The organism is Macrococcoides bohemicum (assembly GCF_016865215.1).
In the GTDB taxonomy this organism is placed as follows: domain Bacteria; phylum Bacillota; class Bacilli; order Staphylococcales; family Staphylococcaceae; genus Macrococcoides; species Macrococcoides bohemicum.
Genome location: NZ_CP054482.1, coordinates 1,114,588 through 1,130,117 on the forward strand (window position 1 = coordinate 1,114,588; position 15,530 = coordinate 1,130,117).

The following is a 15,530-nucleotide window of genomic DNA, read 5'->3' on the forward strand; positions in this document are numbered from 1 at the left end:
TTCATAATAGTATATAATATTATAATGACATTATAATAAAGGTCACGTGTTAAATCATTAAATATATAGTAGGGAGATATAATATAGATGACTATTCAATGGTTTCCTGGTCATATGGCCAAGGCAAGAAGAGAAGTAACAGAACAATTAAAGCTGGTAGATGTAGTATTTGAGCTTGTAGATGCACGAATTCCGTATTCATCACGCAACCCGATGATTGATGAAGTCATTAAAGATAAGCCTCGTGTTGTGCTTTTGAATAAGATGGATATGGCGGATTTAAATAAGACGCGTCAATGGATGCAATATTTTGAAGAAAAAGGTTTCTATCCAGTCCTTATTGATAGTAAAAATGGTAAAAATTTATCGCAAGTGACAAAAGCTGCAGAAATTGTAACGAAAGAAAAATTTGATCGCATGAAAGCAAAAGGTTTAAGACCACGTGCAATACGTGCGATGATTGTAGGTATCCCGAATGTTGGTAAGTCAACACTGATAAACCGTTTAGCAAAGAAATCAATCGCTAAGACAGGGAATATGCCAGGTGTTACTAAAAAGCAGCAATGGATTAAAGTAGGAACTAGCTTAGAATTACTTGATACACCAGGTATTCTATGGCCGAAGTTTGAAGATCAGTTTGTCGGAAAAAAATTAAGTTTAACAGGGGCAATCAAAGATAGTATTGTTCATCTGGATGAAGTAGCGATATATGGGATTGAGTTTTTACAACAGAATGATCTCCAAACGCTGAATAAACATTACAACATTAATGTTGAAGCGGATACACCTTATGTTGAAGTATTTGATGCTATCGGAAAGTCTCGTGGAATGAAACTACGTGGTAATGAAATTGATTATGAAAGTGTTGTTGAATTGATTATTCGTGATATACGTAATGAGAAAATCGGTAAATATACGTTTGATTCACTTGATTTATTAGAGGAAAAAGATGAAGAGTAATGACTATAGTATCGCACAGTTAAAATCATTGGTACAATCAATTCCGGTGAGTAATCTTGATAAATTCTTTGCGACTGAGACAAGAACGGGTGCTTTAAAAATTAAAAATCAGCAAAAAAAAATTTATGAAAAACAAAAGCAATTAGTTGAACAATACGATGAGATGCTTTTATATGAAAATAAATATCCTGGGAAAGTTATAGCCGGTATTGATGAAGTTGGGCGTGGGCCATTAGCAGGTCCAGTAGTAGCGTGTGCTGTTATACTCAATGAGAATCATGCATTTTACGGGCTAAATGATTCTAAACAAATGTCTAAAATCAATCGTGCAAAAATAGAAGCTGATCTAATTGAAAATGTAACTTGTGCAATCGGTATAGCAACGGTAGAAGAAATAGACGCTGTAAATATTTATGAGGCGACTAAAATAGCAATGTTGCGTGCGATTGAAGGATTACCTGTAACACCTGATGTGCTGTTAATTGATGCGATGAAGTTACAGACGGGATTAATAGAAGAATCCATCATAAAAGGTGATAGTACAAGTATTTCAATTGCAGCAGCAAGTGTTATCGCTAAACAATACCGTGACCGTTTAATGGCAGAATTAGCCGAAATCTATCCGGGTTATGATTTTGAAAATAATGCTGGATATGGTACGAAGAAACATCTGGAAGGTTTAGCGACTTATGGCATAACACTTATTCACCGAAAAACATTTGAACCAATTAAATCGATGAGAACATGCAATTTTTGATTTAAACGTTACTTAAAACGTGTTTTTACTCATTTTTGAAAAATTTGAGTGAAAACACGTTTCTTTTTAGGATTATTCAGTTTACAATAGCGCTTACATTTTCTATAATTGAAACGTAACATAAATAATTGTGCAATCTAGGAGGATGGAAGATGAATATCCATGAGTATCAAGGGAAAGAAATTTTTCGCTCGATGGGTGTAGCAGTACCAAATGGTTCAGTTGCATATACACCTGAAGAAGCAGTTGAAGTAGCAAAAGGTTTAACAGAAGGCGTTTATGTTGTTAAAGCTCAAATTCACGCTGGTGGCCGTGGTAAAGCGGGTGGCGTTAAAATTGCTAAATCATTGGATGAAGTAGAAAGCTATGCCAAAGAATTATTAGGCAAAGTTTTAGTTACGCACCAAACTGGCCCGGAAGGTAAAGAAATTAAACGCCTTTTAATTGAAGAAGGTTGCGACATTCAAAAAGAATACTACCTAGGTTTTGTATTAGACCGTGCAACAGATTCAGTTGTATTAATGGGATCTGAAGAAGGTGGAACTGAAATTGAAGAGGTAGCAGAAGCTACTCCGGAAAAAATCTTCAAAGAAGTCATCGATCCTGTAGTAGGATTAATGCCTTATCAAGCACGTCGTTTAGCATTCAACATTAATATTCCTAAAGAATCTGTAAATAAAGCAGTTAAAATTATGATGGGATTATATGATGTATTCATTCAAAAAGATGCATCTATTATTGAGATTAACCCATTAGTAACAACAGGTTCTGGCGACGTTTTAGCTTTAGACGCTAAGATTAACTTTGACGCTAATGCCTTATTCCGTCAAAAAGACGTAGTTGAATTACGTGATTTAGACGAAGAAGATCCAAAAGAAATCGAAGCATCTAAATATGATTTATCATACATTGCTTTAGATGGAAATATCGGCTGTATGGTTAACGGTGCGGGTCTTGCAATGGCTACAATGGACACAATTAACCACTTCGGCGGAAATCCGGCGAACTTCCTGGATGTAGGGGGCGGCGCTACAAAAGAGAAAGTTACTGAAGCTTTCAAGATCATTTTAGGTGATGAAAAAGTTGAAGGTATTTTTGTAAATATCTTTGGTGGCATCATGAAATGTGACATTATCGCTGAAGGTGTTGTAGCAGCAGCGAAAGAATTAGAATTAACTATTCCATTAGTTGTACGTTTAGAAGGTACAAACGTTGAACAAGGTAAAGAAATTCTAAACAATTCTGGATTAGCAATTACTCCAGCTAGCACAATGGCTGAAGGTGCACAAAAAATCGTTGAATTAGTAAAAGAAGCTAAATAGGAAGCGGGGATAAACGTGGGAGTATTTATTGATAAAGATACGAAAGTAATCGTACAAGGTATAACAGGATCAACAGCATTATTTCATACAAAACAAATGATTGAGTATGGTACAAAAATCGTTGCAGGTGTTACACCTGGTAAAGGCGGCATGGAAGTTGAAGGCGTGCCAGTATTCAATACAGTAGAAGAAGCAGTTAAAGCTACTGGTGCAACAGTTTCGGTTATCTATGTACCAGCACCATTTGCTGCTGATGCAATCGTAGAATGTGTAGATGCAGAGTTAGATTTAGCAATCTGTATCACTGAACACATTCCAGTGTTAGATATGGTTAAAGTTAAACGTTATATGCAAGGCAAGAAAACACGTTTAGTGGGACCTAACTGTCCAGGTGTTATTACTGCTGACGAATGCAAGATTGGTATCATGCCAGGATATATTCATAAAAAAGGACATGTTGGTGTTGTAAGTCGTTCTGGAACATTAACATATGAAGCGGTACATCAATTAACACAATTAGGTATTGGTCAAACGACAGCAGTTGGTATTGGTGGAGATCCGGTTAACGGAACAAACTTTATCGATGCTTTAGAAGCATTTAATAATGACCCTGAAACTTTAGCAGTAGTAATGATTGGTGAAATCGGTGGAACTGCTGAAGAAGAAGCAGCAGAATGGGTTAAAGCAAATATGACGAAACCAGTTGTAGGATTCATAGGTGGGCAAACAGCACCTCCAGGAAAACGTATGGGACACGCTGGTGCAATCATCTCTGGTGGTAAAGGTACAGCTGTAGAGAAAATTAAAGCGATGAATGCTGCAGGCATTAAAACAGCAGCAACGCCATCTGATATCGGTTCAACATTAGTAGAACGCATTAAAGAAGAAGATGGGTTATACGAAAAATGTTTAACTGTTAAATAATAAATGTTAGTAAGCTGAGACTCAATTAAGAGTCTTGGCTTTTTTATTTAGAGTAATTCAGGAGAAAATGTGTTGATAATATGTACTAAATAAATCAATTAGGGATAATACAATATTGGAAAATAAGTGATGTTTTTTTTACATATATTATGAAATAAAAGAGTAAAAAAATATTTTAACCCTAAAATTTTTATTAAATCTCAATAATATTATGAATTAAATTAACAATAAGTTAATATCAAACAATTATTGTATTGTTTGAGGTGATAAAAATGAATTATTCACATGAAGAGCAACTCATATTAAGGCTCATCGCATCTGGATTTACAACGCAACAACTTCATAAAATAAATCAGAACTTTAATACATTTGATATACCTTACAAACGTGTCTTTCCGATATTAAATAATTTACTTAATCGTGATAATAAATTATATTTAAAAATTCAACGATTCAATTCACTTAGTATTGAGGAAATACACCACGCTTTATCTTCCCGTTTTATTACACCTGTATTTTACAATTCTGATCAATTTCCATCTTTATTAAAACAGATCTATGATGTTCCATTTGTTATTTTCTGTAAAGGTGATATTTCTATTTTATCGCGTAAGCATTTTTTAGCGATTGTCGGTAGTCGCAATAGAACAGACTACACATCAGAAGTTATAGATCAATTTATGCCGCATTTAGTGAAACATAATATTACAATTGTAAGTGGTTTAGCTAAAGGTGCAGATAGTGATGCACATTTGGCTGCAAATTATCATGGCGGCAAAACCATTGGAGTTCTTGGTTTCGGTCATGATTACTATTATCCAGAAGAGGTGACGCTATTACGACGCAATATGGAATGTCATCATCTTGTTATTAGCGAATATTATCCAACGACACAGATTGCTAAATTTCAATTTCCTGAACGTAATAGAATTATCAGTGGATTATCACAAGGCATTTTAATTACTGAAGCACAACTGAGAAGCGGTAGTTTAATAACGTGTGATCAGGCTTTAGATCAAAATCGAGATGTTTACTGCTTGCCTGGTAAGATTATTTCAAAACTTTCTCAAGGATGTAATCAAAAGATTGCTGAAGGAGCTAAAATAATTGTTCAAGTAGAAGATATTTTAGAGGATTTTATATAGATGAGTTTCTTCTATTATAAATAATATATTTTATAAATTTTTTCATCATTTTTATTGTTTATATTTTAATTTTTGTATGAATTTAGAAATAAAATTTGACAAGATAGAAATGAAACGTATATTATTTATCATTGAAAAGCAAAACAGATTTAAATTAAAGGGGGATATCAAAATGGCAGAGAATCTCGTCATTGTAGAATCGCCTGCAAAAGCAAAAACCATTGAGAAATATTTAGGAAAAAAATTTAAAGTTGTCGCATCAATGGGACATGTTAGGGATTTACCTAGAAGTCAAATGGGTGTGGATACTGAGAACGATTTTGAACCAAGATATATCACGATACGCGGTAAGGGACCTGTTGTACAGGATTTAAAGAAACATGCGAAAAAAGCGAAAAACGTTTATCTCGCAAGTGACCCGGACCGCGAAGGGGAAGCGATTGCCTGGCATTTAGCACATATTTTAGATATAGATCAATCAGCAAAATCTCGCGTCGTATTTAATGAGATAACAAAAGATGCTGTTAAAGAAAGTTTTAAAAATCCACGTGAGATCAAGCATGAGTTAGTTGATGCACAGCAGGCGCGACGTGTCTTAGATCGTCTCGTTGGTTATAATATCTCGCCTGTTTTATGGAAAAAAGTAAAGAAAGGACTTTCTGCTGGCCGAGTTCAGTCTGTTGCATTGAAACTCATTATTGATCGTGAAGAAGAGATTAATGCATTTAAACCTGAGGAATACTGGACAATTGACGGTTTGTTTTCTTTTAAAAATAAAGAATTTAAAGCAAAGTTTTTGCATGAATCAAACAAACCTAAAAAGTTATCGAACGACGAAGATGTTAAAGCGATTGTTAGTCAGCTTAAGACCGATATGTTTGAGGTGACAGATGTTACAAAGAAAGAAAAGCTTAGAAACCCAGCATTACCTTTTACGACAAGTTCATTACAGCAGGAAGCTGCCCGTAAACTTAATTTTAAAACACGTAAAACGATGATGTTGGCGCAACAATTATACGAAGGTATAGATCTTAAGAAGCAGGGAACTGTAGGTTTAATAACGTATATGCGTACCGATTCAACACGTATCTCTGATACAGCAAAAACTGAAGCTGCTAGCTACATTGAAGAAAAATTTGGTAAAGAATATTTATCGAAACGTAAAGCGAGCGCTAAAGGTGGTGCTCAAGATGCCCATGAAGCAGTACGTCCAACTTCTGCACTTCGAACACCGACTGAAATGAAAGCTTATTTATCACGAGACCAGCTTCGACTATATAAGTTAATCTGGGAACGTTTTATGGCAAGTCAAATGGCACCTGCTGTTATTGATACTGTAAGTGTCGATCTTGTTCAGGATAATATTAAATTCCGTGCGAATGGTCAGACGATTAAATTTAAAGGGTTTATGAGCGTATACGTTGAAGGTAATGATGAAGATAAAGAAGAAGGTGAAAATCGTTTACCTGAACTGAATGTCGGAGATAAAGTAAAGGCAGTAAATATTGACGAAAACCAACACTTTACACAACCGCCTCCACGTTATACTGAAGCGCGTCTTGTTAAAACTTTAGAAGAAAAAGGTATTGGCCGTCCTTCTACATATGCACCGACGATTGATACGATTCAAAAACGTAACTATGTTAAAGTAGACCAGAAAAAATTCTATCCGACAGAACTCGGTCAAATTGTTCATGAATCTGTAAAAGAATATTTTCCAGAGATTATTGATATTGATTTTACAGTTAATATGGAAAAGCTTCTTGATAGAGTTGCTAACGGAGAAATAGAGTGGAAGAAGGTTATTTCAACATTCTACGGTGACTTTAAGACACATGTTGATCGTGCAGAACAGGAAATGGAGAAAATTGAAATCAAAGATGAGCCAGCTGGTGAAGATTGCGAGAAATGTGGTTCACCTATGGTATATAAAATGGGTCGATACGGAAAATTTATGGCATGTTCAAATTTTCCTGATTGTCGTAATACGAAAGCAATAGTTAAGACAATCGGCGTACCATGTCCTAAATGTAACGATGGTGAGGTCGTTGAACGTAAATCGAAGAAGAATAGAATCTTTTATGGTTGTAGTAACTTCCCAGAATGTGATTACTTATCATGGGATAAACCAATCGCACGTAAATGTCCAAAATGTGATACACAACTTGTTGAACGTAAAAAAGGCAAACAAACGCAAGTCATATGTACAAATTGTGATTACGACGAAAAAGCACAATAACGAAAGATGTGCACATCAAATATACAGATGTGCACATTTTTTGTTTTTGTAAATTTTCTATTAAGAATTAGACAAATTTATAATAAATTCAGATAAATCTCTTTTTAAAAACATGAAAATATATTACAATCGGGTAGGACTTAGAGGAGGAATAAAATGAAGAGAGTAAATATCATTGGAGCAGGTTTAGCAGGTTCTGAAGCTGCATATCAATTAGCAAAACGAGACGTGAAAGTTAAATTATATGAAATGCGCCCAGTTAAACAGACTCCGGCACATCATACAGATAAATTTGCAGAGTTAGTATGTTCCAATTCCCTACGAGGAAATGCACTTACAAATGCAGTGGGTGTATTAAAAGAAGAAATGAGACGATTAGATTCATTGGTAATTAAAGCTGCCGATAATGCTTCAGTTCCAGCAGGAGGTGCATTAGCTGTCGACCGACATGAATTCAGTGGTTATATTACCGACACTTTAAAAAATCATCCGAATATTGAAGTCATCAATGAAGAAATAACCAGTGTACCTGACGGTCCTACAATTATTGCTACGGGTCCTTTAACGACAGAAAGTTTGAGTAAAGATATCCAACGCTTGACTGGACAAGAACATCTTTATTTTTATGATGCTGCTGCCCCAATCATAGAAAAGGATTCAATTGATATGGAAAAAGTTTATTTAAAATCTCGTTACGACAAAGGTGAAGCTGCTTATTTAAATTGTCCGATGACGGAAGAGGAATTTAATCGATTCTATGATGCTTTACTAGAAGCAGAAGTTGTTCCGTTAAAAGATTTTGAAAAAGAGATTTATTTTGAAGGCTGTATGCCATTTGAAGAGATGGCTAAACGCGGACGAAAAACTTTATTATTTGGACCGATGAAACCTGTTGGATTAGAAGATCCTAAGACAGGAAAACGTCCATATGCAGTTGTTCAATTACGCCAGGATGATGCTGCCGGAACTTTATATAATATAGTAGGTTTTCAGACACATCTTAAATGGGGTGCACAAAAAGAGATATTAAAGCTAATTCCTGGATTAGAAAATGTCGAAGTTGTCAGATATGGCGTTATGCATCGTAATACATTTATTAATTCACCAACTAATTTACAACAGACATATCAATTCAAAGGCAACGATGAATTATTTTTAGCTGGCCAGATGACTGGTGTTGAAGGATACGTAGAATCAGCAGCGAGTGGATTAGTTGCAGGTATTAATATGGCTAAGCATATTAGTGGTGTTGCGCCTGTACTATTCCCTGAAAAAACAGTGATCGGTTCTATGGCTTATTATATTACGCATACGAACAGTAAAAACTTTCAACCGATGAATGCCAACTTTGGCCTTCTTCCTAATTTAGATACACGTATTAAAGATAAAAAAGAGCGCTATGAAGCACTTGCAAATCGCGCGTTAACTACTTTAGAACATTTTAAAGTTACACTTTAATTTTATGATAGAAATCATTTCAAAATAGAAATGAATTGTGTTACAATTCAGATAAATAGGGGTGGAAGTATGATGAACACTGAAGTTAAAGCATTTCTTAAATATTTAGAACAAGAACGCAACTTTTCAGAGCATACGATTACTGCCTATGAAAATGATTTACAGAATTTTTTATTATTTTTACAAAAAGAATGTTTAACGATATCAATATTTGAGTACCGAGATGCGAGAAATTATTTAGTCCACATGTATAACAGAGGACTTAAAAGAACGACTGTTTCCAGACACATCTCATCATTAAGGTCATTTTATAAATATTTATATCAGGATTCAGAAAAAGTTAATCCTTTTAATCAGCTCGTTCATCCAAAACAAGAAAAATATTTACCTAAATTTTTTTATGAAGAAGAGATGGCACAATTATTTGAAGCGATTGACACATCGAAACCTTTATATACGCGTGATAAAGTAATTTTGGAATTACTTTATGCAACTGGTATACGGGCAGCAGAGTTAACGAATCTTAAACTTACGGATCTTGACCAGCAAATGATGATGTTAAAAGTTCGAGGTAAAGGGAATAAGGAAAGAATAGTGCCGTATGGTGCATTTGCACAAAGTGCTATTGAAGATTATCTTGCACTGAGAGAAACCCGAAAAATTGATCATGATTATTTATTGATAAATAACAGAAATGCCCCGCTAACAGAAAGGGGCGTTCGTTATGTCTTAGACCAAATCGTAAAGAGAGCAACTGGACCGAATGAAATTCATCCACATAAACTGAGACATACATTTGCCACTCATTTATTAAATAATGGTGCAGATTTACGAACAGTGCAGGATTTACTCGGTCACGTTAACTTATCTACAACCGGTAAGTATACACATGTTACAAAAGAACATCTCAGAAAGTCTTATTTAAATGCACATCCTAGAGCTTAAGGAGCTGATATTTTGAATAATCAATTACATGCTACAACGATATTTGCTATTCGTCATAATGATCAATGTGCTATGAGTGGTGATGGACAAGTAACACTCGGTCAGCAAGTTATTATGAAACAAACTGCACGCAAAGTGCGAAGATTATTTAATGATGAAGTAGTTGCCGGATTTGCTGGTAGTGTAGCAGATGCATTTACATTGTTTGAAAAGTTTGAAATGAAATTACATGAATATAATGGTAATTTGTCCCGTGCAGCAGTAGAACTAGCTAAAGAATGGCGTGGAGATAAAATGTTGCGCCAGCTTGAAGCAATGTTAATCGTGATGAATAAAAATGAGTTACTTGTTGTTAGTGGAACGGGTGAAGTGATACAACCAGATGACGACATTATCGCAATCGGTTCTGGTGGTAATTATGCACTTAGCGCAGGACGTGCGTTAAAAAAACATGCCAGTCATTTAAGTGCAAAAGAAATTGCACTGGCTTCTCTTGAAACTGCTGCTGATATATGTGTGTTTACAAACCATAATATTATCGTTGAAGAATTATAGTTGGAGGGTTAAACTTGGATAAAAATAATTTAACGCCGAAAGCAATTGTTGCAAGTCTTGATGAACATATTATAGGACAAGCAGATGCTAAAAGAAAAGTTGCGATCAGTTTACGCAATCGTTATCGTCGTATGGCTTTAGACGAAAACATGCAAAAAGAAATTATACCGAAAAATATTCTTATGATTGGACCTACTGGTGTCGGCAAAACAGAAATTGCACGACGTATGGCGACGCTTGTTGGTGCGCCGTTTGTCAAAGTGGAAGCAACAAAGTATACAGAAGTTGGTTATGTAGGTCGTGATGTAGAAAGTATGATTCGTGATTTAACCGAAAACGGTGTGCGATTAATTAAAAATAGAATGAAAAATGAAGTGCGTACTGAAGCAGAAAAAAATGCAACAGAGCGTCTCATAAAATTATTAGCACCAGCAATGAAGAAAAAAGAAAAGCAATCTTCAAATCCTTTTGAAATGTTGTTTAATCAAACGATGCAACAGGAAGAAGAGGTTGAAGATGTACCTGATGAAAGTGTAAAACTTAAGCGTAAAGATATTAGAGAAAGACTACTAGTAGGTCAACTTGAAGATGAGACTGTAAAGATCAAGGTGGAACAGGAATTGAAAGGTTTAGGTATGTTTGGTATGAACGGCATGCAGGATAACATGCAGGATATGTTTAGTCAAATGATGCCTAAGAAAAAAGTAGAACGCACATTACCTGTATCACGTGCGCGTGAAATTCTTATCGATGAAGAAGCAACGAAATTGATTGATGAAGAATCTGTACAAGATGAAGCGATTCAGCTTGTAGAAACGATGGGAATTGTCTTTATCGATGAAATCGATAAGATTGCTGGAAGTAATCAAGGCGCAGATGTTTCCCGACAAGGTGTGCAACGAGACATTTTACCGATCGTTGAGGGTAGTGTTGTTCAGACGAAATATGGAGCAGTCAATACAGAGCACATATTATTCATCGGAGCCGGCGCATTCCATGTATCTAAACCAAGCGACTTGATACCAGAATTACAAGGTCGTTTTCCAATTCGTGTTGAATTAGAGAAGCTTTCTGTACAAGACTTTATTAAAATATTAAAAGAACCGAAAACATCACTACTAAAACAATATGAAAGTTTAATGCAGACAGAACATGTAACAATCAACTTTACAGATGAAGCAATAGAGAAGCTTGCTCAAATTGCATATGATGTCAATCAGGAAACGGATAATATCGGAGCGCGTCGTTTGCACACGATATTAGAAAAAATGCTTGAAGATTTATCATATGAAGCGCCTGATATGCCGCATGCATCTGTTGAAATAACTGCGCAATATGTTGAGTCAAAGCTTGGAACAATCGCTAAAAATAAAGATTTAAGTGAATTTATATTATAAGAATCCTTAAATGAAAAAGTTAAATATTAAATAAATATAAAATATATTTTAAAGGAGAATTATTATGTCATTATTAAAAAGAACGCGTGAAATCAATCAGTTATTACAAGAACATAAAGGTTTAGCAGTTGATTTTAAAGAGATGGCCGATCAATTAGGTTCGACGATGCAGTCCAATGTATTCATCTTATCTCGTCGCGGTAAATTATTAGGGTTTGGTGTTAATGAACTTTTAAAAAATGAACGTATTATTAAAATGCTGGAAGAACGCCAATTTCCAAAAGAATATGTTGATTTATTACTAGCAGTTGATGTTACTAAAAGTAATATATCATTAGATAATAGATTATCAGTTTTTCCACCAGAAAATGAAGAACTGTTTAAAAAGTCAAATACAGTTGTTATACCTATTAAGGGTGGCGGTACACGTTTAGGTACTTTAGTGCTTGGACGCGTAGATAAAGATTATGATGAAAATGATCTTGTTTTAGGTGAATATGCTGCAACAGTAGTAGGTATGGAAATTTTAAGAGAAAAGCATGCTGATATTGAAAAAATTGCACGTGATAAAGCAGCGATTAATATGGCTATCAGTTCGCTATCATATTCTGAAAAAGAAGCGATTGAACATATTTTTGAAGAACTTGGTGCAAACGAAGGATTACTTGTTGCTTCAAAAGTTGCAGACCGTGTTGGTATAACACGTTCAGTTATTGTTAACGCATTAAGAAAGTTAGAATCTGCGGGTGTTATTGAATCTCGTTCATTAGGTATGAAAGGTACTTTCATTAAAATTAAGAAAGAAAAATTCTTAGAAGAATTGGCAAATGCGCATTAAAATAAAAAGGATACACGTTTCATCACTATTTTATATCTAAAGTATTGATGAACGTGTTTTTTTATGATATATTTACATATGGCTTGAAAAAAGCCAAATTCACACACTATGGATGAATATTTTGGATGGTGCAACGCAAGTTGTTTCTGAAGTTGCCTGTAGTGGAGGAATAAAACCAATTAGGAGGAAATTAAAATGGCAGTAATCTCAATGAAACAATTGTTAGAAGCTGGTGTACACTTTGGTCACCAAACACGTCGCTGGAACCCAAAAATGAAGAAATATATCTTCACAGAAAGAAACGGAATTTACATTATTGACTTACAAAAAACAGTTAAAAAAGTTGAAGAAGCATACAACTTTATGAAATCTGTATCTGAAGAAGGCGGTACTGTATTATTCGTAGGTACTAAAAAACAAGCACAAGATGCAATTAAAGACGAAGCAATTCGTTCAGGTCAATTCTTTATTAACGAACGTTGGTTAGGTGGAACTTTAACAAACTACAAAACAATCAACAAACGTGTAAAACGTATTTCTGAAATTGAAAAAATGGAAGAAGACGGTACTTTCAACGTACTTCCAAAAAAAGAAGTAGTTGAACTTAAAAAAGAATATGATCGTTTAATCAAATTCTTAGGCGGAATTCGTGAAATGAAATCAATGCCTGCAGCATTATTCGTCGTTGATCCTCGTAAAGAGCGTAACGCGATTGCTGAAGCTAAAAAATTACACATTCCTATCGTTGGTATCGTTGATACAAACTGTGATCCAGACGAAATCGATTATGTTATCCCAGCAAATGATGACGCAATCCGTGCCGTTAAATTATTAACTGGTAAAATGGCAGATGCTATCTTAGAAGGACGTCAAGGCGTTTCTAATGAAGAAGTAGCTGCTGAACAAAATATCGATTTAACTGAAACTGCTGAAGAGCCTGCTGCAGAAGCAACAGAAACTACAGAAGCATAAGTTTTAAAATGAAGGTGATAAGTGTATAACATTTATCACTTTTTTTAAGAATTAACACTTTACTTTAGCGTTTTTAGCTTGAGTTTAGTATTATTATATTGTAAAAACACAAATTCTTTGGAGGTATTATATAATGGCTATTACAGCACAATTAGTTAAACAATTACGTGAAAGAACAGGCGCAGGTATGATGGACTGCAAAAAAGCATTAACTGAAACAAACGGAGATATCGACGCAGCTGTTGATTACTTACGTGAAAAAGGTATTGCTAAAGCAGCTAAGAAAGCTGACCGTATCGCAGCAGAAGGTACTACTTATGTAGCTTCTAAAGGAAACGATGCAGTATTATTAGAATTAAACTCTGAGACTGACTTCGTTGCACGTAATGAAGGCTTCCAAGCTTTAGTTAAAGAAATCGCTGATCACATTTTAGCAACAAAACCTGCAGATTTAGATGCTTTAATGGCTTCTGAAATCGAAGCTGGTAAAACTGTTGAAGTTAAAATGAACGAAGCTATTTCTACAATCGGTGAAAAATTAACTTTACGTCGTTTCGTATTAGTTTCTAAAACTGATGCAGATACATTCGGTGAATACTTACACATGGGTGGACGTATCGGTGTATTAGCTTTAGTTGAAAATTCAACTGATGCTGAAGGTGCTAAAGACGTTGCGATGCATATTGCTGCTTTAAATCCTAAATTCGTATCACGTGAACAAGTTTCTGCTGAAGAGTTAGAACATGAAAAGAACGTATTAAAACAACAAGCTTTAAATGAAGGTAAACCTGAAAATATCGTAGAAAAAATGGTTGAAGGTCGCTTACGTAAATATTTAGAAGAAATTTGTGCAGTTGACCAACCATTCGTTAAGAATCCAGATCAAACAGTTGCTGAATTCTTAAAATCTAAAGGTGGAACTTTAAAATCATTCGTTCGTTATGAAGTTGGAGAAGGTATCGAGAAACGTCAAGATAACTTTGCTGATGAAGTAATGGGTCAAATGGGTAAATAATATGAATTAAAGACACTTCGGTGTCTTTTTTTATACATATTGAATAAATGTAAGGTTTATTCTAATTTTATTTTCATTCATAATTATTTATTGGTATAATACTCATAGTTTTGTGTATAATAGAATTTAAATTAATGCAGTTTTTTGAGTAAATGAATTACGAAAATTTAGCATTAATATCATTGAGAGGGCGGAGTTAATAAAATGAAAGAATTATCTAAATATAAACGTGTCGTATTAAAATTAAGTGGTGAAGCACTTGCTGGAGAAACTGGTTTTGGTATCAATCCTTTCGTTATTAAAAGTATTGCTGAACAAGTTGCTGAAGTTGCTAAAATGGATTGCGAAGTTGCAGTTATCGTTGGCGGAGGTAACATCTGGCGCGGTAAAACAGGTAGTGACTTAGGTATGGACAGAGGTACAGCTGACTACATGGGTATGCTGGCAACTGTAATGAATTCTTTAGCCCTGCAGGATTCATTAGAACAATTGGACTGTGATACTCGCGTGTTAACATCTATCGAAATGAAACAAGTTGCTGAGCCGTATATTAGACGTCGTGCGATTCGTCATTTAGAAAAAGGCCGTGTTGTAATATTTGCAGCTGGTATCGGTAATCCATACTTCTCAACAGATACAACAGCAGCATTACGTGCAGCTGAAATGGAAGCAGATGTAATTCTTATGGGTAAAAATAATGTAGATGGTGTTTATTCAGCTGATCCTAAAGTAGACCCTAATGCTGTTAAATATGAAAAGTTAACGTATATCCAAATGTTGCAGGAAGGATTACAAGTAATGGATTCAACTGCAAGCTCATTCTGTATGGATAACGATATTCCTTTAGTTGTATTCTCGATTATGGAGGACGGTAATATTAAACGTGCAATTATGGGAGAAGAAATTGGTACGACGATTACGAAATAATTTGGTGGGAAATTCTATAATCAAGTTAGCCACCTACGGTGTGCTTTAAAAAATAAAAAATGAGCCATGTGCATCC

At 34.8% G+C, this 15,530-nt stretch carries 14 protein-coding genes; all 14 read left to right on the forward strand.

Annotated elements, in window-relative coordinates:
* The first annotated feature begins 87 nt into the window (after nucleotides 1-87).
* The gene (gene ylqF / locus HT586_RS05760) at nucleotides 88-960 is read left to right on the forward strand and encodes a ribosome biogenesis GTPase YlqF (protein WP_133354037.1); all 873 of its coding nucleotides are present in this window, start codon (nucleotides 88-90) and stop codon (nucleotides 958-960) included.
* Complete coding sequence (locus tag HT586_RS05765) at nucleotides 950-1,717, forward strand: ribonuclease HII (RefSeq protein ID WP_203546490.1); 768 nt, start codon at nucleotides 950-952, stop codon at nucleotides 1,715-1,717. Before ylqF ends, HT586_RS05765 begins: the two co-directional genes overlap by 11 nt.
* Before the next feature lie 152 nt (nucleotides 1,718-1,869).
* The gene (gene sucC, locus HT586_RS05770) at nucleotides 1,870-3,039 is read left to right on the forward strand and encodes an ADP-forming succinate--CoA ligase subunit beta (protein ID WP_096076724.1); all 1,170 of its coding nucleotides are present in this window, start codon (nucleotides 1,870-1,872) and stop codon (nucleotides 3,037-3,039) included.
* Between the two features lie 15 nt (nucleotides 3,040-3,054).
* Nucleotides 3,055-3,963: a succinate--CoA ligase subunit alpha gene (sucD, locus tag HT586_RS05775; protein WP_096076723.1), complete on the forward strand. Its 909-nt coding sequence runs from the start codon at nucleotides 3,055-3,057 to the stop codon at nucleotides 3,961-3,963.
* Nucleotides 3,964-4,235: 272 nt separating this feature from the next.
* The gene (gene dprA, locus HT586_RS05780) at nucleotides 4,236-5,108 is read left to right on the forward strand and encodes a DNA-processing protein DprA (RefSeq protein ID WP_096076722.1); all 873 of its coding nucleotides are present in this window, start codon (nucleotides 4,236-4,238) and stop codon (nucleotides 5,106-5,108) included.
* 166 nt (nucleotides 5,109-5,274) lie between these two features.
* Nucleotides 5,275-7,347 (forward strand): type I DNA topoisomerase, encoded by a 2,073-nt coding sequence (topA, locus tag HT586_RS05785; RefSeq protein ID WP_203546548.1) that lies wholly within the window; start codon nucleotides 5,275-5,277, stop codon nucleotides 7,345-7,347.
* A gap of 156 nt (nucleotides 7,348-7,503) precedes the next feature.
* A complete protein-coding gene (trmFO, locus tag HT586_RS05790; protein WP_203546491.1) occupies nucleotides 7,504-8,805 on the forward strand; it encodes an FADH(2)-oxidizing methylenetetrahydrofolate--tRNA-(uracil(54)-C(5))-methyltransferase TrmFO in 1,302 nt (433 codons plus the stop codon).
* Nucleotides 8,806-8,877: 72 nt separating this feature from the next.
* Entirely contained in the window at nucleotides 8,878-9,750 is an 873-nt protein-coding gene (gene xerC, locus HT586_RS05795; RefSeq protein ID WP_096078090.1) for a tyrosine recombinase XerC, read from the forward strand.
* Between the two features lie 9 nt (nucleotides 9,751-9,759).
* Nucleotides 9,760-10,305 (forward strand): ATP-dependent protease subunit HslV, encoded by a 546-nt coding sequence (hslV, locus tag HT586_RS05800; protein ID WP_165958640.1) that lies wholly within the window; start codon nucleotides 9,760-9,762, stop codon nucleotides 10,303-10,305.
* Between the two features lie 14 nt (nucleotides 10,306-10,319).
* Nucleotides 10,320-11,702, forward strand: coding sequence for an ATP-dependent protease ATPase subunit HslU (gene hslU / locus HT586_RS05805; protein WP_203546492.1), 1,383 nt, complete (start codon nucleotides 10,320-10,322; stop codon nucleotides 11,700-11,702).
* A 64-nt stretch (nucleotides 11,703-11,766) separates the two neighbouring features.
* Complete coding sequence (gene codY / locus HT586_RS05810) at nucleotides 11,767-12,540, forward strand: GTP-sensing pleiotropic transcriptional regulator CodY (RefSeq protein WP_203546493.1); 774 nt, start codon at nucleotides 11,767-11,769, stop codon at nucleotides 12,538-12,540.
* Between the two features lie 195 nt (nucleotides 12,541-12,735).
* Nucleotides 12,736-13,512 carry a 30S ribosomal protein S2 gene (gene rpsB / locus HT586_RS05815; protein ID WP_096076716.1) on the forward strand — a complete coding sequence of 259 codons (777 nt, stop codon included), beginning with the start codon at nucleotides 12,736-12,738 and terminating at the stop codon, nucleotides 13,510-13,512.
* Nucleotides 13,513-13,645: 133 nt separating this feature from the next.
* Nucleotides 13,646-14,527: a translation elongation factor Ts gene (gene tsf / locus HT586_RS05820; protein ID WP_133354042.1), complete on the forward strand. Its 882-nt coding sequence runs from the start codon at nucleotides 13,646-13,648 to the stop codon at nucleotides 14,525-14,527.
* Between the two features lie 204 nt (nucleotides 14,528-14,731).
* A complete protein-coding gene (gene pyrH / locus HT586_RS05825; RefSeq protein ID WP_096076714.1) occupies nucleotides 14,732-15,454 on the forward strand; it encodes a UMP kinase in 723 nt (240 codons plus the stop codon).
* Nucleotides 15,455-15,530: the final 76 nt, after the last annotated feature.

Coding starts and splice junctions, on each gene's coding strand:
- pyrH (WP_096076714.1), top strand. CDS start 14,732: ATGAAAGAATTATCTAAATATAAACGTGTCGTATTAAAATTAAGTGGT.
- sucC (WP_096076724.1), top strand. CDS start 1,870: ATGAATATCCATGAGTATCAAGGGAAAGAAATTTTTCGCTCGATGGGT.
- tsf (WP_133354042.1), top strand. CDS start 13,646: ATGGCTATTACAGCACAATTAGTTAAACAATTACGTGAAAGAACAGGC.
- dprA (WP_096076722.1), top strand. CDS start 4,236: ATGAATTATTCACATGAAGAGCAACTCATATTAAGGCTCATCGCATCT.
- xerC (WP_096078090.1), top strand. CDS start 8,878: ATGAACACTGAAGTTAAAGCATTTCTTAAATATTTAGAACAAGAACGC.
- ylqF (WP_133354037.1), top strand. CDS start 88: ATGACTATTCAATGGTTTCCTGGTCATATGGCCAAGGCAAGAAGAGAA.
- HT586_RS05765 (WP_203546490.1), top strand. CDS start 950: ATGAAGAGTAATGACTATAGTATCGCACAGTTAAAATCATTGGTACAA.
- codY (WP_203546493.1), top strand. CDS start 11,767: ATGTCATTATTAAAAAGAACGCGTGAAATCAATCAGTTATTACAAGAA.
- trmFO (WP_203546491.1), top strand. CDS start 7,504: ATGAAGAGAGTAAATATCATTGGAGCAGGTTTAGCAGGTTCTGAAGCT.
- rpsB (WP_096076716.1), top strand. CDS start 12,736: ATGGCAGTAATCTCAATGAAACAATTGTTAGAAGCTGGTGTACACTTT.